We start from the raw sequence: 20,452 nt of genomic DNA on the forward strand, positions 1-20,452 counted from the left end.
TTTGCTCGCAGATCACTGGGGCACTATTCAGCAGTTGGAACCCATGATCGCGTCGGACCCAGCTTTCCACACGTTCATTGTTCGGCATGTTGACGCTACAGTCCCGGCAGAACGGTTGCGGCGGATCGCCCGGAATGCGGACAAACAATGCCCTGGAACTCTGAAGGACTTTTGCCGAGAGATTCAAGCAGCGGCCGAGAAGTAAGTCAATCAACATCGAAATGCATGTGAAGCACGATCAATAGCGTGTCGGTCCCGAACAGCCTGAGCGTAGGTCTTGGGGTGCGGGTGCTGCGGTGAACTGCGTGACCGGGGGAAGGTTGCTTTGGCTGCCCGAGTTTACTAGTGAGCCGGGCGCGACAGCGCGAAGTTCGCCGTCTGGCCAGTTGATACTGATGGTAAGCGCCAACTATGTGGAAATATCTAGTTGCGCTGGGACCATATGAAAAGCGCTAGTCCCATTAAGATGAGTATGATGCCATTCGCGACGATGGCCGGTCTTGCATATTTTGTTTTGAAAATGAAAGGGTAAAATCCAAACAAGTTTATCCAAGGGTGGCGCTCACGATAATCGATAAATAACGACGGTCGAGCTGCTTTGATGATGCCAATTATTATGCACGCTCCCCCAAAGATGCCTGCTGCAAGTCTCTCGTTCATCTCATGCCTTTCCTCAATTGCACACTGAAGGGCGGTTGTAACTCGTACTCTCGCTGCGCACTTGAGATGCTTCCCCGAAGGCGATCTCATATCGTCGCCCTGTTTTGCTCCGTGTGCTACTGGTGATAGCACGCAACCCGAGTCGGCCCCTATTTGGGTTTATCGATGATCCAGCTGTCGATGTTGAAGCGTGTAGCGCGTGCGACCGTTTGCCAATTTAGCTGGCGTAACTTGCAGCGTAGATTTTTGATCTTTTCCTTGTCAGATAATGCGCAGGTACTGCTGCATCATTGGAGTATGACCGGCGAAGGCGTTGGGCGACAGCGTGGTCATAAGTCAGGCGTGAAGTTGTTGCTTGGGTTGCCCGAGTTGACCAGTGGCTTCGGCATGCACGCGCGAAGTTCGCCATTCGGCCAGGTTGCCGGAGATTGCGCGACCGGCGGCGGTCGTTCTCACGCCGTCGTCCGGCCGCGCTCCTGGCCGGCCATGCGAAAGTCGGCGCCGCTCAGATCGAGAACCTTCGCGCGCCGACTCGTTTCGCACCTCAGGCCGTTTGCCCCGACGTCATGCTGAGCGCCACCGCCTGCGCGACTTCGATCCCGTCGATGGCCGCCGAATAGATGCCACCCGCATACCCCGCACCTTCACCCGCCGGATACAGCCCCTCGACGTTCATGCTCTGGTAATCGTCCTTGCGTCGAATCCGGATCGGCGACGAAGTGCGCGTCTCGACACCGGTGAGCACCGCATCGTGCATCGCGAAGCCGGCGATCTTCTTGTCGATCTCGGGGAGCGCTTCGCGGATCGCTTCGATCACGTAATCCGGCAGCGCGGTGCTCAGATCGGTCGGGTTCACGCCCGGCTTGTACGACGGCTCTACGGAGCCGAGCGACGTCGACGGCCGGCCGGCGATGAAATCACCGACCAGCTGGCCCGGCGCGCGGTAATCGCCGCCGCCGAGTTCGAACGCGCGCTCTTCCCATTTGCGCTGGAACGCGATGCCCGCCAGCGGGCCGCCGGGATAGTCGTCCGGCGTGATGCCGACGACGATGCCCGCATTCGCGTTGCGCTCGGCCCGCGAATACTGGCTCATGCCGTTGGTGACCACGCGGCCCGGCTCGGAGGTCGCCGCGACCACCGTGCCGCCCGGGCACATGCAGAAGCTGTAGACGGCGCGGCCATTGCTGCAGTGATGGACGACCTTGTAGTCGGCCGCACCGAGCTGCTTGTGGCCTGCGAACTTGCCGAAGCGGCTGCGATCGATCAGCCCCTGCGGATGTTCGATACGGAAGCCGAGCGAGAACGGCTTGGCTTCGATATAGACGCCGCGATCGTGCAGCATCTGGAAGGTGTCGCGCGCGCTGTGGCCCACGGCCAGCACCACGTGGTCGCACGGCAGCGTTTCGCCGTTCGAGAGCTTCAGCGAGCGCACCTTGCCCTGATCGATCTCGATATCGTCGACCCGCGTTTCGAAACGCACTTCACCACCCAGTTCGTGGATGGACGCGCGCATCTTTTCCACCATGCTGACGAGGCGGAACGTGCCGATGTGCGGCCGGCTCAGATACAGGATGTCGTCCGGCGCACCGGCCTTGACGAATTCGTCCAGCACCTTGCGGCCATAGTGGTTCGGATCCTTGATCTGGCTGTACAGCTTGCCGTCGGAGAACGTCCCGGCACCGCCTTCGCCGAACTGCACGTTGGATTCGGGGTTGAGCACGCTTTTGCGCCACAGGCCGAAGGTGTCCTTGGTGCGCTCGCGCACGGCCTTGCCGCGTTCGAGGATGATGGGGCGGAAACCCATCTGCGCGAGGATCAGCCCCGCGAACAGGCCGCACGGCCCCATGCCGATCACGACCGGGCGCAGGAAATTGCCGTGCTCGGGCGCCTTCGTGACGAAGTGGTACGCCATGTCGGGCGTCACGCCGCAATGCGGCTTGCCGGCGAGGCGCTTGATCGCGGCTGCCTCATCCGTGACTTCGACATCGACGATATACGTGAGCTTGATGTCGGCGCGCTTGCGCGCATCGTGCGCACGGCGGAACACGGTGTAACGGAGGAGCCCGTCCGCGGCCACGCCAAGCTCCGCGAGGCGCGCGCGAATCGCGGCCTCGAGCGCGCTTTCGGGGTGGTCGAGGGGGAGTTTAATTTCGCTTAGCCGTAACATGGGGACTCGGATGCGATTGCCACGGCGTCGTGGCGGTGTTGATACGGTCGGGGGCCGGCAGGCCGGCGGTGTTGTCCGCCGAGCGGGCATGCCGGACGCAAACCCATCATTGTCATTGCGGGAAGGGCCGTGCAAGCGGCAGTACGCTGACCGGCCCGTACAACTCAGGCAACTTCAGGATAGGCGCACGAAGCGACCCTTGTGCGGGAAGATTGTCCCGCCTCCCGGCAACCGGGAGGCGAACGGTGCGCCGTCATGACGATGCCCGCGAGCGGCGTGCGCGCAAGCCGCGCCATGCAGGCGCGGCCGGGGCTTACTCCGCTGCCGGATGCACGCGGGTGTAACCCTTCAGGATCGGGATCATCTGCGCGTAGATCTTCGGGTTCGCGGCGACGATTTCATGGCGATGCAGGAAGTCGGCGTCGCCCGTGTAGTTGCCGACGAGGCCGCCGGCCTCGGTGATCAGCAGGCTGCCCGCTGCCATGTCCCACACGTTGATGCCCTGCTCGAAGAACGCGTCGAGGCGGCCGGCCGCGACGTTCGCGAGATCGAGTGCGGCCGCGCCCGGACGGCGCAGGCCCGTGCAGGCCTGCGTCATTTCGGTGAAGAGGCGCGCGTAGGCATCGAGGCCGTCCTTTTCGCGGAACGGGAAGCCCGTGCCGACCAGTGCGTCCGACAGGCGGTCGCGGCGGCCGACGCGGATGCGGCGGTCGTTCAGGTACGCGCCGCGGCCGCGGGTGGCCGTGAACAGGTCGTTCTTGTTCGGGTCGTAGACGACAGCCTGCGTGACGACGCCCTTGTGCTCGAGCGCGATCGATACGCAGTAGTACGGGAAGCCGTGGATGAAGTTGGTCGTGCCGTCGAGCGGATCGATGATCCACTTGAATTCGGATTCGTTCTCCGACTCGCCCGATTCTTCCGCGAGGATCGCGTGGTCGGGGTAGGCGGTCTTCAGCGTCTCGATGATCGCGTCTTCGGCGGCCTTGTCCACTTCGGTGACGAAGTCGTTCTGCTGCTTCTTGCGGATCTCGATCAGGTCGAGATCGAGGGACGCGCGATTGATGATCTGTCCGGCGCGGCGCGCAGCCTTGACAGCAATGTTGAGCATGGGATGCATGAGCCTGGATCCTGTAGCTGGCGGCACGGGCCGCCACGAAGTGGAACAACCGCCCGGCACGGCGCAAGCGTGGCAGGCGAGATGAGACGCGAATTGACAAAGAACGGGGTACGACCCGCGCCGCACAGAGTGCGACGCGTAAAGGCATGATTTTACCCGATTTTTGGCGGTTTCAGGCGACCGGCGTACGGGGAAACCCCCACTATCCGTCCGGACGAGTGGGTTTGCCGCGGCGATGGCGATACCATACTGCCATTCTGATGAACCGAGTCGTATCGTAGTGGAAACCCCGCAGATCACCGCCGCGCCGTCCGAGCCGGGCGCGGCCTCGTCCCAGCCGCCGTCCGGCGGCTTCACGTCCATCCGTTTCGTGCTCGTCGAGCCGAGCCATCCCGGCAATGTCGGGGCGGCCGCCCGCGCGCTGAAGACGATGGGCTTCTCGCGTCTCGTGCTGGTCGCGCCCCGCGTGCCGCACGTGCAGAGTGATCCCGAGGCGATCGCGATGGCCAGCGGCGCGGACGACGTCCTCGCGTCCGCGCATGTCGTGCCGACGCTCGGCGACGCGCTGTCCGGCGTTCACTGGTCGATCGCGCTGACCGCGCGCACGCGCGAATACGGGCCGCCGCGCCTGGCGCCGCGTGCCGCCGCCACGCAGGCGTGCGCGCAGGTCGGCACGGGCGACATCGCGCTCGTGTTCGGCAACGAGCGCACGGGCCTCGCGAACGAGCATGTCGAGCAGTGCAGTGCGCTGGCGCACATCCCGGCGAACCCGGCCTACAGTTCGCTGAATCTCGCTCAGGCCGTGCAGGTGCTTGCGTACGAGCTGCGTGTCGCGTTGCTCGAGCAGGCGAGCGAGCCGTCGGCGCAACAGTCGGCCGAAGCCGGCACGCTTGCGCAGAGCGACGAGATCGAGCAGATGTACGTGCACCTCGAGAACGCGCTGATCGCGCTCGATTTCCTCGATCCGCGCAACCCGAAGAAGCTGATGCCGCGGCTGCGGCGCCTGTTCGCGCGCACGGGCCTCGAGCGCGAGGAGGTCAACATCCTGCGCGGCGTCGCGAAGCACATCCTGCTGAAATCGGGCAAGCCCGACGGCGACGCGTAAGCGGTCGGCGCACGGGGTGGCGGATGTGTCGGCGCGCGGGGCAACCACCCCGTCGGCAGGTGCCGGGTCGGCCGCCGAAAGCGCCGGGGCCGACCACCCCGCCAACCCAGTAACGGCAGGCGTTCCGCCGGAATACCCGCGCCGGCGGCGGGGTGAACTGGCGAGCGCGTGCGGCCGTTCGTGACTCGCCCTACAATCGCCGAACGTCATAAGTAAATTACCGGGCGCGATAACGGCCGGTCATTGCCGGCGATGCGCGCCGGCCTTTTCCCAGACCACATCATGTTCACGAGACTGCGCGAAGACGTTGCAACGATTCGCGAGCGGGATCCCGCCGCTCGCAGTGCATGGGAAGTGCTGACCTGTTATCCGGGGTTGCATGCGCTCGTGCTGCATCGCTTCGCGCACGCATGCTGGCGCGCGAAGCGCTACTGGCTCGCGCGTTTCGCGTCGCAGGCCGGCCGGTTCCTGACGGGGATCGAGATTCACCCCGGCGCGACGATCGGCCGGCGCGTGTTCATCGATCACGGGATGGGCGTCGTGATCGGCGAGACGGCGATCGTCGGCGACGACTGCACGATCTATCAGGGCGTGACGCTGGGCGGCACGTCGCTCACGCGCGGCGCCAAGCGGCACCCGACGCTCGAGGCCGGCGTGATCGTCGGGGCGGGCGCGAAGGTGCTCGGCGGCTTCACGGTCGGTGCGGGGGCGAAGATCGGTTCGAACGCGGTCGTCGTGAAGCCGGTGCCGGCAGGCGGCACGGCGGTCGGCAATCCGGCGCGCGTCGTGATGCCGGCGCAGCCGAAGCCGCAGCCCGAACGCGCGGCGTTCTGCGCATACGGGATCACGCCGAATGCCGACGATCCGATGTCGCTCGCGATTCACGGGCTGATCGATCACGCGGCGAAGGAAAGCCGCCGCGTCGACGAGATCGTCGCGGCGCTCGAACGGCTCGGCACGCATCTGGAAACACTGCAGGGCGCCGACGCGGCGCGCCTCGATCTGCGCCGGCTGTCGGCCGTGCTGGAAGGCAAGTCGGTCGAACGCCAGGCGTAATTCAATGGATGCCCGCTGCTGCCGGTGGGTGCGACGGCAGCGGCAGTGTCAGTCGAGCGGCATCGCGTGGATGCCTTCCGCGTCGACGCGCAGGTAGCCGCCGCGCGGCTTGCCGTGGTCGAGATCCCAGTCGGGCAACACCCAGCGGATGCCACCCGGTTCCATGTGCCGGGCGGGGCGGTGCGTATGGCCGTGAATGATCACGCTCGCGCGGCTTTTCCGGAACAGCGCGGCCACGCCTTCACGCGTGACATCGTAGATCGCCGAAGCAGGGCGCATCCGGCCCGCTTCGCTGTTCGAGCGCATGCGCTGCGCGAGCGCACGGCGCCAACGGAACGGCCAGGCGAGAAACAGCCATTGCGCAGCGCGGTTGCGGGCGACGCGACGGAATACCTGGTAGCCGCGGTCGGCCGTGCATTGCGCGTCGCCATGTGCGAGCACGATGCGCTGGCCGAACGCCATGATCAGCGAAGGATCGGGCAGCAGCATCGCGCCGGCTGCCTTCATGAAGCGCCGGCCGAGCAGGAAATCGCGGTTGCCGTGCATCACGTAGAGCGCAATGCCGCGCTCCGAGAACGTGTGCATCAGCGCGGCCATGCGGGCCGCGAACGGATCGTCGTCGAGGATGTCGTCGCCGATCCAGTATTCGAACAGGTCGCCGAGGATGAACACCGAGTCGGCACTGTCGGCGGTGTATTTCACGAAATGCTCGAACGCGGCGACCGTCTTCGGGATCGCTTCGCTCAGGTGCAGATCGGAGAGAAACAGGAACGGGCGTGCGGCTTGCGCGTATTCGCGCTCGCCCGGCACGCCCGCGGAGACGCTTCGCGGCGGACTCTCCTGCAACATCGAAGTGCCTCCGTAACTGCGCGTCAGACCACGACGGCCTTCTCGATCACGACGTCGTCAGTCGGCACGTCCTGGTGGAAACCAGCGTTGCCCGTCTTGACGCCCTTGATCTTGTCGACCACGTCCTGGCCTTCGACGACCTTGCCGAACACCGCGTAGCCCCAGCCTTGCGGCGTCGGCGACGAGTGGTTCAGGAAGTCGTTGTCGTTCACGTTGATGAAGAACTGGGCGGTCGCCGAGTGCGGATCGTTGGTGCGCGCCATCGCGACCGTGTAGTTGTCGTTCTTCAGGCCGTTGTTCGCCTCGTTGTCGATCGGCGCATCGGTCGGCTTCTGCTTCAGGCCCGGCTCGAAGCCGCCGCCCTGGATCATGAAGCCGTTGATCACGCGATGGAACACGGTGCCGTCGTAGTGGCCCTTCTTCACGTAGTTCAGGAAGTTCTCGACCGTCTTCGGTGCCTTCGCGGCGTCGAGCTCGAGCTTGATCACGCCGTGGTTCGTATGCAGTTCAACCATGATGAATTCCTTCGGTGAGGCGGTTTAAATGGCACGCGGCCGGTCGTGCGACGCGGCCGCGTGAGGCGCCGGACGTGCCGGCAGGTTCTTACTTCGAGACGATGCTGGCCGATTCGATCACGATCGGTTGCGCGGGCACGTCCTGCATCGGGCCGCGCGAGGTCGTCGCGACGCCTTCGATCTTCTTCACGACGTCGAGACCCGACACGACCTTGCCGAACACCGCATAGCCGTTGCCGTCCGGATTCGGGTAGTCGAGGCCGCTGTTGTCGACGGTGTTGATGAAGAACTGCGCGGTGGCCGAATTCGGATCGCTCGTGCGTGCCATCGCGATCGTGCCCGTCAGGTTCTTCAGACCATTGCGGCTCTCCAGCGGGATCGGCGCGCGGGTCGGCTTCTCCTCGAAGTTGGTCTTGTAGCCGCCGCCCTGGATCATGAAGCCCTTGATCACGCGATGGAAGATCGTGCCGTTGTACTGGCCGGCCTTCACGTAATCGAGGAAGTTGGCGACGGACTTCGGCGCCTTCTCCGGGTAGAGCTCGACGCGGATGTCGCCCTGCGAGGTCTTCAGCTGCACGACGGGGTGCGCGGTAGCCGATTGCGCGAACGCAGGTGCGGTCGCGGTCGCGAGAAGGGCGGCGCCGCCAAGCGCCAGCAACAGACGTTTCATTGCGATCCTCAGGTTGGGAGGGAAAGAAGGCCGCGCCGCTTATTGCGACGGCGCGACGTACGGCGCCGCCAGTGCGCCCGACGGACCGCTGAACTGGAACGTCGGCGACATCGGCAGCGTGGTGGTGCTCACGTTCGCGGCTGCGCGGTCGGAGTAGTCGCGCGTGGCCGGTGTGGCTGCGCGGGCATTCGGCGCGGCCTTCGGCGGCGACACGATCTTCTGGAGATCGGCGAGGCGCTGCGCGGTCGCGCCGCTCGTGCGGCCGAGCGACTGCGCGCGCTTGTACGACTCGGCCGCGAGGCGCAGGTAGAGATCGCCGAGGTTCTCGTACGCGAGCGAGTAGCCGGGGTTCGATTGCGTCGCCGTGACGAGCGCGGTGCGCGCTTCGTCGTAGCGGCCGTGCTTCGCGTAAAGCGCCGCAAGGTTGTTGTACGGCTCGGGCAGTTCGGGGTACGCCTGCGTGATCGCGACGAACTGCTGGATCGCGTCGTCATCGCGGTTCAGGCGGGCGAGCACGGTGCCGCGCTTGAACTGCGCCTGCACGTCGCGCGGGTTCGATGCGATGCGCGCGTCGAGCTGCGCGAGCGCCTGCTTCCACTGCTTGCCGGCGATCGACGCATCGATTTCGGGCGTGCCGTCGGCGGTGGCCGGGGCCTTCTGCGCATGCGCCGCGGGAGCCGCGAAAAGCGTCAGCGCGACGCCCATGACGGTGGTCGCAACGAGGGTCGCAGCGCTCTGCGCGCGGCCGCGATGAGGTTTCATAGGCGTAAATCGGAATGTTATACTCCGAGCCATTCTAACAAAACGTCTGCGCGTTCCGGCGAGCGTCAGACAGTCTTTCTTTGCCTCTCGTGGCCGTCACCGCTGTGCTTGCAGCCTGACCGCCCCATGTGATATCGAGGACGCTCGGCCTGGTGCCGCAGCAGATGGTCCGTCCGTTTCGCATGCTGGGCGAGCTTCGCCAGGGCGGTTTCCTTCGGCTCACGGTTCATCTCTATGGAATCACTGCGCATCTACAACACGCTCGCGCGTGACAAGCAAGTCTTCGTGCCGCGCCAGGCTGGCGAAGTGCGGATGTACGTATGCGGAATCACCGTATACGACTATTGTCACGTGGGCCACGCGCGCATGCTGGTCGTGTTCGACCTCGTCCAGCGCTGGTTGCGTGCGATCGGCTACCGGGTCACGTATGTGCGCAACATTACCGACATCGACGACAAGATCATCCGCCGCGCGGTCGAGAACGGCGAGACGATCAAGTCGCTGACCGACCGGTTCATCGGCGCGATGCACGACGATGAAAGCGCGCTCGGCATCCAGCGGCCCGACATCGAGCCGCGCGCGACCGAGTTCATCCCGCAGATGCTCGGCATGATCGAGACGCTCGAGACGAACGGCTACGCGTACCAGGCGACCGACGGCGACGTCAATTACTCGGTGCGCAAGTTCGCGAACTACGGGAAGCTGTCGGGCAAGTCGCTCGACGACCTGCGCGCGGGCGAGCGCGTCGCCGCGAACGACGCGAAGGAGGATCCGCTCGATTTCGTGCTGTGGAAACGCGCGAAGCCGGAAGATCCGGAAGGTACGTCGTGGGCGTCGAAGTACGGGATGGGGCGTCCGGGCTGGCACATCGAGTGCTCGGCGATGGGCTGCACGCTGCTCGGCGAGCATTTCGACATCCACGGCGGCGGGCAGGATCTGCAATTCCCGCACCACGAGAACGAGATCGCGCAGAGCGAAGGCGCAACCGGCCAGACGTTCGTCAATTACTGGATGCACAACGGCTTCGTGCAGGTCGACAACGAGAAGATGTCGAAATCGCTCGGCAACTTCTTCACGATCCGCGAAGTGCTCGAACGCTACGATGCGGAAGTCATGCGCTTCTTCATCGTGCGCACGCACTACCGTTCGCCGCTCAATTACAGCGACGTGCATCTCGACGATGCGCGCGCGTCGCTCACGCGTCTCTATACCGCACTGAAAGATGTTGAAGCCGACACGCTCGCGCTCGACTGGAACGAGCCGCACGCGCAGCGTTTCGCCGCCGCGATGAACGACGACTTCAACACGCCGGTCGCGGTGGCGACGCTGTTCGAACTGGCGGGCGAGGTGAATCGCACGGGCGACGCATCGCTCGCGCGGCAACTGAAACAGCTGGCGGGCCTGCTCGGCCTGCTGGGCCGCGAACCGCGCGCGTTCCTGCAGCAGGCGTCCGGCGCCGCGCAGGCGGGCGGGCTCGCCGCCGACGAGATCGAAGCGAAGATCGCCGCGCGTGTCGCGGCGAAGCAAGCGAAGGACTATGCCGAAGCGGACCGGATCCGGGCGGAACTGCTCGAGACCGGTATCGCACTTGAAGACAAACCGGGCGGATCGACCGAATGGCGTCGCGTATGAGCGCGGTGCGTTCCACTGACCGATCCGTCAGGTAGGAGGCAAGATGGCAACGGCCAGAAAAGCGCCGGTCAGGCGCGCGACCCCGGTCGCCGCGCGTCCGGCAGCCAAGCGCGTACCGCCGGCGAAGACGGACGCGACGCGCGCCGTGCCGAACGGCGCGCTCAACGGTCATGCGCAACCGGCGGCGGTGCCGCCGGCCGCCGACGCGGCCCGCAAGGCCCGTGCGTCCGAAGCGGACGGCGAGGAGGTCGTCGTGCGTCCTGCTTACTGGGACAAGGCATGCGCCGACCTCGTCAAGCGCGACCGGATCCTGAAGAAACTGATTCCGAAGTTCGGTCCCGCGCATCTCGTGAAGCGCGGCGACCCGTTCGTCACGCTCGCGCGCTCGGTCGTCGGCCAGCAGATTTCGGTGCCGTCCGCGCAGTCGCTGTGGGCGCGCATCGGGGATGCCTGTCCGAAACTCGCGCCGCAGCCGGTGATCCGGCTCGGCGCGGACAAGCTGATCGCGTGCGGGCTGTCGAAGCGCAAGACGGAATACATCCTCGATCTCGCGCAGCATTTCGTGTCGGGCGCGCTGCACGTCGACAAATGGACGTCGATGGACGACGAGGACGTGATCGCGGAACTCACGCAGATCCGCGGCATCAGCCGCTGGACGGCCGAGATGTTCCTGATCTTCAACCTGTCGCGGCCGGACGTCCTGCCGCTCGACGACCCGGGCCTGATCCGCGCGATCAGCGTCAATTACTTCAGCGGGGAACCCGTCACGCGCAGCGAGGCGCGCGAAGTTGCCGCCAACTGGGAGCCGTGGCGTACCGTCGCGACCTGGTACATGTGGCGCAGCCTCGATGCGCCCGACGCCGACGCCTGAGCGGCGGCTATCGGGTTTTAAACATCAATAGTTGAGAGTCGGTTTTGAGCGTCGCCCGCGCGGGTAGAATACGCGCTGCCGCAAGACCCAAGGATTCGAACACATGAAGACCACGTTTCTGGATTTCGAACAGCCGATCGCCGAACTCGAGGCCAAGATCGAAGAGCTGCGATTCGTGCAGGACGACTCGGCTGTCGACATTTCGGAAGAAATCGAGCGGTTGTCGAAGAAAAGCCAGCAACTGACGAAAGACCTCTACGCGAACCTGTCGCCGTGGCAGGTCTCGCAGATCGCGCGGCATCCGCAGCGTCCGTACACGCTCGATTACGTTGCGGAACTGTTTACCGATTTTCACGAGCTGCACGGCGACCGCGCATTCGCGGACGACGTGTCGATCGTCGGCGGCCTCGCGCGCTTCGGCGGCCATCCGTGCATGGTGATCGGTCACCAGAAGGGCCGTGACACGAAGGAGCGCGCCGCGCGCAACTTCGGGATGCCGCGTCCGGAAGGCTATCGCAAGGCCGAACGCCTGATGCGTCTCGCCGAGAAGTTCGGTCTGCCGATCTTCACGTTCGTCGACACGCCGGGCGCGTACCCGGGCATCGGCGCGGAAGAACGCGGCCAGTCGGAGGCGATCGGCCGCAACCTTTACGTGATGGCCGAACTGAAGACGCCGATCATCACGACGGTGATCGGCGAGGGCGGTTCGGGCGGCGCGCTGGCGATCGCAGTGGCCGACACGGTGATGATGCTGCAATTCTCGACCTACTCGGTGATCTCGCCGGAAGGCTGCGCGTCGATCCTGTGGAAGAGCGCCGCGAAGGCGCCGGAAGCAGCGGAAGCGCTGGGCCTGACCGCGCACCGCCTGAAGGCGCTCGGCCTGATCGACAAGATCATCAACGAGCCGCTCGGCGGCGCGCATCGCGATCCGAAGGGCATGGCTGCGCTGCTGCGCCGTGCGCTGGCCGATTCGCTGCGCCAGTTCCAGGGGATGAGCATCGATGCGCTGCGCGAGCGCCGCTTCGAGCGCCTGATGGCCTACGGCAAGTTCAAGGAAACCACGCCGGGCGCATGACCGGCTGCGTCCTCCAATCGCGCGCCGCTGCGCGCGCGTTCCTCTCGTGATTCCGCCCACCGAATTCTCCGCCGACCGCGTCGTTCTCGACGCGGTCGGCGTTGCGCTTTCCGGCATGCCGCCCGATGCACGCATCGCGATCGCGTACAGCGGCGGCCTCGACTCGACGGTATTGCTCGATGCGGCCGTGCGCGTCGCGGGCGCGTCGCGCTGTGTCGCGCTGCACGTGCATCACGGGCTCAGTGCGAATGCCGACGCGTGGGTTGCGCACGCCGAGGCGAGCGCCGCAGGGCTTGGTGTCGCGTTCGAGTCGATGCGCGTCGACGTGCCGCGTGACAGCGGCCTCGGTGTCGAGGCAACGGCGCGCGAGCGGCGCTATGCGGCGCTCGACGAGATGTGCGAGCGCCACGGCGCGGCCGCGCTGTGGCTCGCGCAGCATGCGGACGACCAGGCCGAGACCGTATTGCTGCAGTTGTTGCGCGGCGCGGGGATCGCGGGGCTGGCCGCCATGGCGCCGCGTTACCGCCCTGACGGCGTGAGCGTCGAGCGCGTGCGCCCGCTGCTGCGACTGTTGCGTGCGCAACTCGAGCGCTATGCGACGCAGCGCGATCTGGCATGGATCGACGACGAATCGAACAACGACACGCGTTACGCGCGCAATGCGTTGCGCATCGACGTGCTGCCGGCGCTGGCCGTGCATTTCCCGGGCTTTCGCGATGCGCTCGGCCGCGCGGCCCAGCATGCGGCGGCCGCGCAGCGACTGCTCGACGATCTGGCCGAACTCGACTTTGCCGTTGCCGCGCGCGATGACGGGCAGGCCCTGTCGCGCGACGCATTGGTCGCGTTCGACGACACGCGCGGCGCGAACCTGCTGCGCTTCTGGATGCGCCGGCTCGGCTTGCCGGGCGCGTCGGCAGCCCGGCTCGCCAACATGATGCGGCAGTTGCGTGCCACGCATGTCGCCCATGCGCTGCGCGTCGATCACGCGGGGCAACGCCTGCGCCTGTATCGCGATGTCGTCTACTGGGAAGCGGGCGACAGCAGCGAACCGGCCGATGACGGCACCGGGAGCCCGCATCCGGAAGCGATGCTCGCGTGGGACGGGCAGGAAGTCTGGCACCTGCCGGGATGGCGCGGCACGTTCGTGTTCGCGCCGGCCGACGCGGGAAGCGCCGACGCGGTGCCGGAGGTGTTGCTGCGCGGCGCGCGGCTGGCGGCGCGTGCCCGCGCGGGCGGTGAGCGGATGCGCACGTCGCCGGGCGGCCCGGGCCGTACGCTGAAGAACCTGTTCCAGGAGCGTGGCGTGCCCGCCTGGCAGCGCGACGTGCCGCTGCTGTTCGCTGGAGACTTGCTGATCTACGTGCCGCGCCTCGGCGTGAATCGCGATGCCGGCTTGTCCGGCGGCGGGGCGCCCGATGACGGCGCGTGGCGCCGGATCGAGTGGCGTCCCGACTTGCTGATCGCATAGCGTCGGCGGCCCGCCTGACGGCGCGATGGCACGCGCATTTTCACCATTTGGTAAACAGCGCCGGAACGGCCTCCGACGCCGCGAGCGGCTTGTCAAGCGGGCCTCTATCGGGTACGCTCGGTCGTTTGCTCGGCTCGATTTTTGAGCGATTTGTGCAGGTTTTCCGCGTGACGTACCCGGTTTGCGCGGCCTGATCGGCCTTCCGGGCAAAATCCGTCACGCTTGCGTGTTGCGTCCCAGCCGTCCCCCTCGTCGTCCGTCCACAGCCACAAGCCGCGTGACCGAACGGCTACGCGGCCTGCCCAGCGCGCCCGTGCGGTTTCTCCTCCAGTTCAGAACGACAATGGCACTCATCGTACACAAATACGGCGGCACTTCGATGGGCTCGGTCGAGCGCATCAAGAACGTCGCGAAACGCGTTGCAAAATGGCATCAGGCCGGGCACCAGATGGTGGTCGTGCCTTCGGCGATGTCCGGCGAAACCAACCGTCTGCTCGGTCTTGCGAAAGAGATTTCGAGCCAGCCGAGCCCGCGCGAGCTCGACATGATCGCGTCGACCGGCGAGCAGGTCAGCGTCGGCCTGCTGTCGATCGCGCTGCAGGAAATCGGCGTCGAGGCCGTGAGCTACGCCGGCTGGCAAGTGCCGATCAAGACCGACAGCGCGTTCACGAAGGCGCGCATTCACTCGATCGACGACGAACGCGTGAAGGCCGATCTGAATGCCGGCAAGGTCGTGATCATCACGGGCTTCCAGGGCGTCGATCCGGACGGCCACATCACGACGCTGGGCCGTGGCGGCTCGGATACGTCGGCGGTGGCGGTCGCGGCTGCGCTGGGTGCCGAAGAGTGCCTGATTTATACGGACGTCGACGGCGTCTACACGACCGATCCGCGCGTTGTCGAAGAGGCGCGCCGCCTCGATCGCGTGACGTTCGAGGAAATGCTGGAAATGGCCAGCCTCGGCTCGAAGGTCCTGCAGATCCGCTCGGTCGAATTCGCCGGCAAATACCAGGTGAAGACGCGTGTGCTGTCGAGCCTGACCGATCCGCTGATTGCGCTCGACGAAGAAATGCGCTCGGGCACCCTGATTACTTTTGAAGAAGACGAGACCATGGAAAAGGCAGTCATTTCCGGCATCGCGTTCCAGCGCGACGAAGCACGCATTGCTGTGATGGGCGTGCCCGACAAGCCGGGCATCGCGTATCAGATCCTCGGCCCGGTCGCGGATGCGAACGTCGACGTCGACATGATCATCCAGAACCAGAGCGTCCAGGGCAAGACCGACTTCACGTTCACGGTCGGCCGCGGCGATTACCAGAAGGCGATGGACATCCTCACCAACCAGGTGAAGGGCCACGTGAGCGCCGAGCACGTGCAGGGCGACCCGAAGGTGTCGAAGGTGTCGGTCGTCGGCGTCGGCATGCGTTCGCACGTGGGCGTCGCGAGCAAGATGTTCCGCACGCTGTCGGAAGAGGGCATCAACATCCAGATGATCTCGACGTCCGAAATCAAGATTTCGGTGCTGATCGACGAGAAATACATGGAACTGGCCGTCCGCGCGCTGCACAAGGCATTCGAACTCGACCAGGCATCGTGAATTTTTCGTGATGCATTGAAGAAAATGCATCACGGAAATTGACGCGCGGTTCGAAACCCTATATTATTTCGTTCTCGTCGCACTGCCTCCCTGGTGCGAGCGAAAGTTTGGGAGACGTGGCCGAGAGGTCGAAGGCACTCCCCTGCTAAGGGAGCATCTGGGCCAAAACCTGGATCGAGGGTTCGAATCCCTCCGTCTCCGCCAAAAGCGGTGACAAAGCCCCGCAAGTTCTCGGACTTGCGGGGCTTTTTCTTTTTCGGGCCCGCCGAGCGCCGGGCACACGATGCGGCCGGTCACGCCATGAGTACTCGACTTGAGCGGTCATAGTGGGTTACATATCGCCTATCGTTTGATGCGACTTGGGGTGATGCGTTTGGCCAGCCCGCATTCTGTTCTGACTATCCTTTCTCATCGGCCTGTCGACGGACTTGTCGACAACCACGCGCGCTATGCGCAGTTGCACGGCTACCGGCATGTGACGGTCGACGGCATGCACGTGAATGGCGAGCGCCAGCCGATCCTGCACAAGTACCACGTGATCGTCGCGCAGCTCGTCGCGATGGAGCCGGACGCGTTGCTGCTCGTGCTCGACCCGTTTTCCGTCGTGTTCGATCCGCACGCGCTGCAGGATGTCGCGCAGGGTTACGATGCAATCGTCACGACGCAGACGCCGAAGTCGGCGCTGCCCGCTGCGAGCGGCATGATCTTCCGCAACGTGCCCGGCGTGCGTGAGCAGTTGCGCAAGCTGGTGGTCGAGCTGGGCAAATGGGCGATGTACCTTCCGGAGCGGCGGCACGCGTGCGAGGCGACTCTGCTGGCAGAGCATTTTTCGCCGCTGCCGTTCGATATGCCGCTCGCGAACGGTCATTTCGCATCGGTCCAGACGATCTGGAGCGACGGGCTCGCGATCGATTCGATCGCAGGCGCCCGGCCGCTCGTGGCGCACCAGGCGCCCGAGTGGCGGCAAGTGGAGGACGTCTGGGCGCCGGCTGCCGACTACGATTTCCGCTATGTGGCGGCGCTCGTCGACGATGCCGAGCGATACCAGCACGGCGATCGCCCGCACGCAATGGACGACTGGCGTGCCGCGCAGCAGAGTAAGCGCGGTGCGGAGCGGCACGTGAATCCGCAGGCCCGGATTGCGTTCGTGAGCCTGCATACGTCGCATATCGCGGGATATGGCGATCTGCACGAGGAGAATTTTGCTCGCTACTGCACGCGGCATGGTTACGCGTATCACACGTATCGCGAACCTCCCGCATTTCTGCCGGACGGCATCGGTGCGAACTGGGCGAAGCTGCATCTGATTCGCGAACACCTGCCGCATCACGCGTTCGTCTTCTGGGTCGACGCCGACATTCTGGCGATCGACCAGAGTCAGGCCATCGACAGTACGATCGACGGCCGCGACTTCGTGATCGGTACCGATCACACGGCATGGGCGATCAATTCGTGCATGATCGGCGTGCGCAACGTGGCGCCGATGCGCGACCTGGTCGAGCGCATCTGCGCCCGCATCGAGAGTTTCGGCGATCGTTCGTCGGTCTATGCGAGCGGCGGCGACCAGCAGGCGATCTATGTGGAGTTGCTGCAGTCCGGCATGATCGACGCGCGCCATATCGTCGATGCGATGACACTCGCGGCGTCGCCGGTCTATGCCACACGCGACAGCCGCTTCGTCCATTTTCCCGCGCAGCACAATCACTATCGCGCAGTGACGATGCGCATCTGGGATCGCCTGAGCCGTCAGCGGTAGGGGCGAGCCGGTCTGCCCGTCGTACGGCCTGCGCAAGGCAAGGCCGTTTGTATTGAAAATGAAAGAGTGTGTGTAAGGATAAAGGACCACTCGTTCGCAGCCGTGCCCGGCTTCAATTAGCGTCCTCCGACCCTCCGTCATAACAAGCCGACGTCAAAAATGCGGCACTGCGTCGATTTTCGCAATCGATCTCATCGGGCAATACAAAAAATTACACATAAAAATCAGTGGCATAGGATTGCGCCGAAAATCAATGCTCTGCTGCGCTGCAGAAAATAATCAATCGTCTTATGCTGGTTAACCCGATCGCATTTGAGCGGCGTCAAGTTTTCCAGTGATGCCGCTTTACATTTTGCCAACACCGGCGATTCACGAAATCTACCTGTCGATTTGATTTCGTTCCTTTCGTCTCGCCTGTCCCCGATGCAGTGCGCGACTTCATCAAGGCCTCGTTGACATGCATGATTTTCCCTTCCTGAGCCTGGCCATCTGGGCTCCGATCCTGTTCGGCGCGTGCCTGCTGCGCGCCGGTTCCGACCTTCATCCACGCCGTACGCGGCTGATCGCGCTCGTCGGCGCGCTGGTGGGGCTTGCGGCGGTCGTGCCGCTGGTTGCCGGTTTCGATGCGCACTCGGCCGCGATGCAGTTCGTCGAAAGCCGCAACTGGCTGGCGGCATTCAATTCCGGATGGCGGGTCGGCATCGACGGCGCGTCGCTGTGGCTCGTCGTGCTGACCGCGTTCACGACCCTCGTGGTGGTGGTGGCGTCGTGGGAGTCGGTCACGGTACGCGTCGCGCAGTACTACGCGTCGTTCCTGATCCTGTCGGGGCTGATGGTCGGCGTGTTCGTCGCACAGGACGGGCTGCTGTTCTTCATCTTCTTCGAGGCGACGCTGATCCCGCTTTACCTGCTGATCGGCACGTGGGGGCGCGAGCGTCGCGTGTACGCGGCCGTGAAGTTCTTCTTCATCTCGTTCGCCGGCTCGCTGCTGCTGCTGATGGCGATGCTGTACCTGTACGCGCAGTCGCATACGTTCGACATGGCCGTATGGCGCACGCTGCAGCTCGGCTTCGCGCCGCAGTTGCTGGTGTTCCTCGGCTTCTTCGCCGCCTTCGCGGTCAAGGTGCCGATGTGGCCGGTCCACACGTGGCTGAGCGACGTCTACACCGACGGCCCGACCGGCGCCGCGCTGATGCTCGCGATGCTCAAGCTCGGCGGCTACGGGTTCCTGCGCTTCGCGCTGCCGGTCACGCCCGATGCAAGCCACTTCTTCGCGCCGGCCGTGATCGCGCTGTCGCTGTTCGCGATCGTCTACGCGAGCCTGATCGCGCTCGCGCAGACCGATCTCGGCAAGCTGCTCGCGTATTCGACGGTCGCGCACATGGGGATCGTCACGCTCGGGCTGTTCCTGTTCAACCGGATCGGCGTCGAAGGCGCGATCGTCCAGCTCGTGTCGTACGGCTTCGTCGCGGGCGCGATGCTGTTGTGCGTGAACGTGCTCGTCGATCGCACGAAGCAGCGCGAGATTGCCGCTTACGGCGGCGTCGCGGGCGTGATGCCGCGTTTCGCGACCTTCACGGTGCTGTTCGCGATGGCCAACGTCGGCCTGCCGGGCACGTCGGGGTTCGTCGGCGAGTTCATGGTCATCATGGGCGCGATCCGCTTCAACTTCTGGATCGGCGCCATCGCGGCGCTGACGCTGATCCTCAGCGCGTCGTACACGCTGTGGATGCTCAAGCGCGTCGTGTTCGGCAAGGTGGCGAGCCAGCGGATCGCGAAGCTCGCCGACCTGAACCGTCGCGAGATCGTGATGTTCGCGTCGCTCGCACTCGTGGTGCTGGCGGTCGGCATCGATCCCAAGCCGTTCACCGACGCGATCGATCCGACCGTCGGACGGCTGATCGAAGACGCGAGCCATTCGAAGCTGCCGACAGGGGACGGCCCTGCGCAGCCGCAGCCGTCGTACATGGCATCGACGCGCGGCTGATCGCGGCACGTCGCGCGGAGTGGGGCGCACCGTACGGCGGTGCGGTCGTTGCACGCGCATCGATTCCTTCGCGGTCCGGCGCAGGCAGCGCCGGGCCGGCTTCCGGCTGCGTGAAATTGCCCCGCGACAATCTGTCTCACGGCAGATTCTGCAATGATGATTTTCCGCATTAGCTGGTTTTTCATCGCACTCGCGCGACGTATGATTCGGCCACTTTCGTGGATCGAATGCGCATCGGGCATACGCAAACGGATTCAATGACCCTCGGGCTGTGTGATGAAAAGAAAAGCTTCAAAAGGCGGAGTGGCGCTGATGTCGATCGGCGCGGCTTTGAGCCTGTCAGGCTGTAATTTAGATGTACTAAATCCGAAAGGAAGCGTGGGCGCTGCCGAAAAGGCGCTGATCGCTACGTCCACCTGGGCGATGCTGATCGTCGTCGTGCCGGTGATCCTGCTCACGCTGTGGTTCGCGTGGCGTTACCGCGCGTCGAACCGCAACGCCACCTACGCGCCGAACTGGTCGCACTCGACCGCGATCGAGGTCGTGATCTGGACGGTGCCGACGCTGATCATCCTGTTCCTCGGCGTGCTCACCTGGAAGACCACGCACGAGCTCGACCCGTACAAGCCGCTCGAGTCGTCGGTGAAGCCGATCGACGTCGAGGTCGTCGCGCTCGACTGGAAGTGGCTGTTCATCTATCCGGAACTCGGCATCGCGTCGGTGAACCAGCTCGCGATTCCGGTCGGCACGCCGGTGAACTTCCGCATCACGTCGGATTCGGTGATGAACTCGTTCTTCATCCCGCAGCTCGGCGGCCAGGTCTACGCGATGGCCGGCATGCAGACGCGCCTGCACCTGATCGCCGACGAGCCCGGCAACTACGCGGGCACGTCCGCCAACTTCAGCGGCCGCGGCTTCTCCGACATGAAGTTCCGCACGCTCGCCGAGCCGCGCGAACAGTTCGATGCATGGGTGCAGAAGGTGAAGGCGTCGCCGGAGCGGCTCGACGCGACCGTGTACGGCACCGTCGCGCAGCCGAGCGAGAAGGCGCCCGTGCGCTACTTCTCGTCGGTCGATCCGCGGCTCTTCCACAACATCATCGCGAAATACAACGATGGCCACGTCCTCGACCTGAAGGACGCCGCCTGCGGCACGAAGGGGTAAC

The 20,452-nt window shown here is 64.9% G+C and carries 16 protein-coding genes and 1 tRNA gene; 11 read left to right on the forward strand and 6 right to left on the reverse strand.

What is annotated here, in order from left to right; all coding sequences use genetic code 11:
* Nucleotides 1-1,204 precede the first annotated feature (1,204 nt).
* On the reverse strand, nucleotides 1,205-2,827 hold the full coding sequence (locus QZM35_RS09195) for an NAD(P)/FAD-dependent oxidoreductase (RefSeq protein WP_089425735.1): 1,623 nt from the start codon (nucleotides 2,825-2,827) through the stop codon (nucleotides 1,205-1,207).
* A 313-nt stretch (nucleotides 2,828-3,140) separates the two neighbouring features.
* On the reverse strand, nucleotides 3,141-3,944 hold the full coding sequence (locus QZM35_RS09200) for an inositol monophosphatase family protein (protein ID WP_011352522.1): 804 nt from the start codon (nucleotides 3,942-3,944) through the stop codon (nucleotides 3,141-3,143).
* Nucleotides 3,945-4,224: 280 nt separating this feature from the next.
* On the opposite strand from QZM35_RS09200, the gene QZM35_RS09205 reads away from it, so the two are divergent.
* Both QZM35_RS09205 and cysE read left to right on the forward strand, forming a co-directional pair.
* Complete coding sequence (locus QZM35_RS09205; RefSeq protein WP_301775836.1) at nucleotides 4,225-5,049, forward strand: RNA methyltransferase; 825 nt, start codon at nucleotides 4,225-4,227, stop codon at nucleotides 5,047-5,049.
* Nucleotides 5,050-5,301: 252 nt separating this feature from the next.
* Nucleotides 5,302-6,105 (forward strand): serine O-acetyltransferase, encoded by an 804-nt coding sequence (gene cysE / locus QZM35_RS09210; RefSeq protein WP_089425733.1) that lies wholly within the window; start codon nucleotides 5,302-5,304, stop codon nucleotides 6,103-6,105.
* Nucleotides 6,106-6,153: 48 nt separating this feature from the next.
* Here the strand turns inward: cysE and QZM35_RS09215 are convergent, their stop codons facing one another.
* The 4 genes from QZM35_RS09215 to QZM35_RS09230 form a co-directional block, all read right to left on the reverse strand.
* Nucleotides 6,154-6,954 (reverse strand): UDP-2,3-diacylglucosamine diphosphatase, encoded by an 801-nt coding sequence (locus tag QZM35_RS09215; protein ID WP_089425732.1) that lies wholly within the window; start codon nucleotides 6,952-6,954, stop codon nucleotides 6,154-6,156.
* Nucleotides 6,955-6,977: 23 nt separating this feature from the next.
* Nucleotides 6,978-7,469 (reverse strand): peptidylprolyl isomerase, encoded by a 492-nt coding sequence (locus tag QZM35_RS09220; RefSeq protein WP_006478428.1) that lies wholly within the window; start codon nucleotides 7,467-7,469, stop codon nucleotides 6,978-6,980.
* Between the two features lie 88 nt (nucleotides 7,470-7,557).
* Nucleotides 7,558-8,139 carry a peptidylprolyl isomerase gene (locus QZM35_RS09225; protein WP_011352517.1) on the reverse strand — a complete coding sequence of 194 codons (582 nt, stop codon included), beginning with the start codon at nucleotides 8,137-8,139 and terminating at the stop codon, nucleotides 7,558-7,560.
* A 39-nt stretch (nucleotides 8,140-8,178) separates the two neighbouring features.
* Nucleotides 8,179-8,901 (reverse strand): tetratricopeptide repeat protein, encoded by a 723-nt coding sequence (locus QZM35_RS09230; RefSeq protein WP_174975570.1) that lies wholly within the window; start codon nucleotides 8,899-8,901, stop codon nucleotides 8,179-8,181.
* Nucleotides 8,902-9,135: 234 nt separating this feature from the next.
* Between QZM35_RS09230 and cysS the strand changes: the two genes are divergently transcribed.
* The 9 genes from cysS to cyoA all read left to right on the forward strand — a co-directional run bounded on the left by cysS (nucleotide 9,136) and on the right by cyoA (nucleotide 20,451).
* On the forward strand, nucleotides 9,136-10,533 hold the full coding sequence (cysS, locus tag QZM35_RS09235) for a cysteine--tRNA ligase (RefSeq protein ID WP_069248324.1): 1,398 nt from the start codon (nucleotides 9,136-9,138) through the stop codon (nucleotides 10,531-10,533).
* A 43-nt stretch (nucleotides 10,534-10,576) separates the two neighbouring features.
* Entirely contained in the window at nucleotides 10,577-11,404 is an 828-nt protein-coding gene (locus tag QZM35_RS09240) for a DNA-3-methyladenine glycosylase (RefSeq protein ID WP_089425730.1), read from the forward strand.
* A 103-nt stretch (nucleotides 11,405-11,507) separates the two neighbouring features.
* On the forward strand, nucleotides 11,508-12,479 hold the full coding sequence (locus tag QZM35_RS09245) for an acetyl-CoA carboxylase carboxyltransferase subunit alpha (protein WP_039364696.1): 972 nt from the start codon (nucleotides 11,508-11,510) through the stop codon (nucleotides 12,477-12,479).
* 46 nt (nucleotides 12,480-12,525) lie between these two features.
* Entirely contained in the window at nucleotides 12,526-13,947 is a 1,422-nt protein-coding gene (tilS, locus tag QZM35_RS09250; RefSeq protein WP_089425729.1) for a tRNA lysidine(34) synthetase TilS, read from the forward strand.
* 343 nt (nucleotides 13,948-14,290) lie between these two features.
* A complete protein-coding gene (locus tag QZM35_RS09255) occupies nucleotides 14,291-15,544 on the forward strand; it encodes an aspartate kinase (RefSeq protein WP_039364692.1) in 1,254 nt (417 codons plus the stop codon).
* A gap of 110 nt (nucleotides 15,545-15,654) precedes the next feature.
* Nucleotides 15,655-15,748: transfer RNA gene (locus QZM35_RS09260), tRNA-Ser, on the forward strand.
* A 163-nt stretch (nucleotides 15,749-15,911) separates the two neighbouring features.
* A complete protein-coding gene (locus QZM35_RS09265; RefSeq protein ID WP_301775837.1) occupies nucleotides 15,912-17,300 on the forward strand; it encodes a hypothetical protein in 1,389 nt (462 codons plus the stop codon).
* Between the two features lie 457 nt (nucleotides 17,301-17,757).
* The gene (locus QZM35_RS09270; protein WP_089425726.1) at nucleotides 17,758-19,287 is read left to right on the forward strand and encodes a NuoM family protein; all 1,530 of its coding nucleotides are present in this window, start codon (nucleotides 17,758-17,760) and stop codon (nucleotides 19,285-19,287) included.
* 276 nt (nucleotides 19,288-19,563) lie between these two features.
* Nucleotides 19,564-20,451, forward strand: coding sequence for a ubiquinol oxidase subunit II (cyoA, locus tag QZM35_RS09275; protein WP_089425725.1), 888 nt, complete (start codon nucleotides 19,564-19,566; stop codon nucleotides 20,449-20,451).
* The last annotated feature ends 1 nt before the right edge of the window (nucleotide 20,452 follow it).

This window comes from Burkholderia sp. AU45274, from assembly GCF_030482505.1.
In the GTDB taxonomy this organism is placed as follows: Bacteria; Pseudomonadota; Gammaproteobacteria; order Burkholderiales; family Burkholderiaceae; genus Burkholderia.

What these genes read in the sequence shown, in the direction of transcription:
- QZM35_RS09220 (WP_006478428.1), bottom strand. Translation starts at nt 7,469, where the DNA reads ATGGTTGAACTGCATACGAACCACGGCGTGATCAAGCTCGAGCTCGAC.
- QZM35_RS09270 (WP_089425726.1), top strand. Translation starts at nt 17,758, where the DNA reads ATGCATGATTTTCCCTTCCTGAGCCTGGCCATCTGGGCTCCGATCCTG.
- QZM35_RS09200 (WP_011352522.1), bottom strand. Translation starts at nt 3,944, where the DNA reads ATGCATCCCATGCTCAACATTGCTGTCAAGGCTGCGCGCCGCGCCGGA.
- QZM35_RS09265 (WP_301775837.1), top strand. Translation starts at nt 15,912, where the DNA reads ATGCGTTTGGCCAGCCCGCATTCTGTTCTGACTATCCTTTCTCATCGG.
- QZM35_RS09215 (WP_089425732.1), bottom strand. Translation starts at nt 6,954, where the DNA reads ATGTTGCAGGAGAGTCCGCCGCGAAGCGTCTCCGCGGGCGTGCCGGGC.
- cysE (WP_089425733.1), top strand. Translation starts at nt 5,302, where the DNA reads ATGCGCGCCGGCCTTTTCCCAGACCACATCATGTTCACGAGACTGCGC.
- QZM35_RS09195 (WP_089425735.1), bottom strand. Translation starts at nt 2,827, where the DNA reads ATGTTACGGCTAAGCGAAATTAAACTCCCCCTCGACCACCCCGAAAGC.
- QZM35_RS09255 (WP_039364692.1), top strand. Translation starts at nt 14,291, where the DNA reads ATGGCACTCATCGTACACAAATACGGCGGCACTTCGATGGGCTCGGTC.
- QZM35_RS09225 (WP_011352517.1), bottom strand. Translation starts at nt 8,139, where the DNA reads ATGAAACGTCTGTTGCTGGCGCTTGGCGGCGCCGCCCTTCTCGCGACC.
- QZM35_RS09240 (WP_089425730.1), top strand. Translation starts at nt 10,577, where the DNA reads ATGGCAACGGCCAGAAAAGCGCCGGTCAGGCGCGCGACCCCGGTCGCC.
- QZM35_RS09245 (WP_039364696.1), top strand. Translation starts at nt 11,508, where the DNA reads ATGAAGACCACGTTTCTGGATTTCGAACAGCCGATCGCCGAACTCGAG.
- QZM35_RS09230 (WP_174975570.1), bottom strand. Translation starts at nt 8,901, where the DNA reads ATGAAACCTCATCGCGGCCGCGCGCAGAGCGCTGCGACCCTCGTTGCG.
- cyoA (WP_089425725.1), top strand. Translation starts at nt 19,564, where the DNA reads ATGAAAAGAAAAGCTTCAAAAGGCGGAGTGGCGCTGATGTCGATCGGC.
- cysS (WP_069248324.1), top strand. Translation starts at nt 9,136, where the DNA reads ATGGAATCACTGCGCATCTACAACACGCTCGCGCGTGACAAGCAAGTC.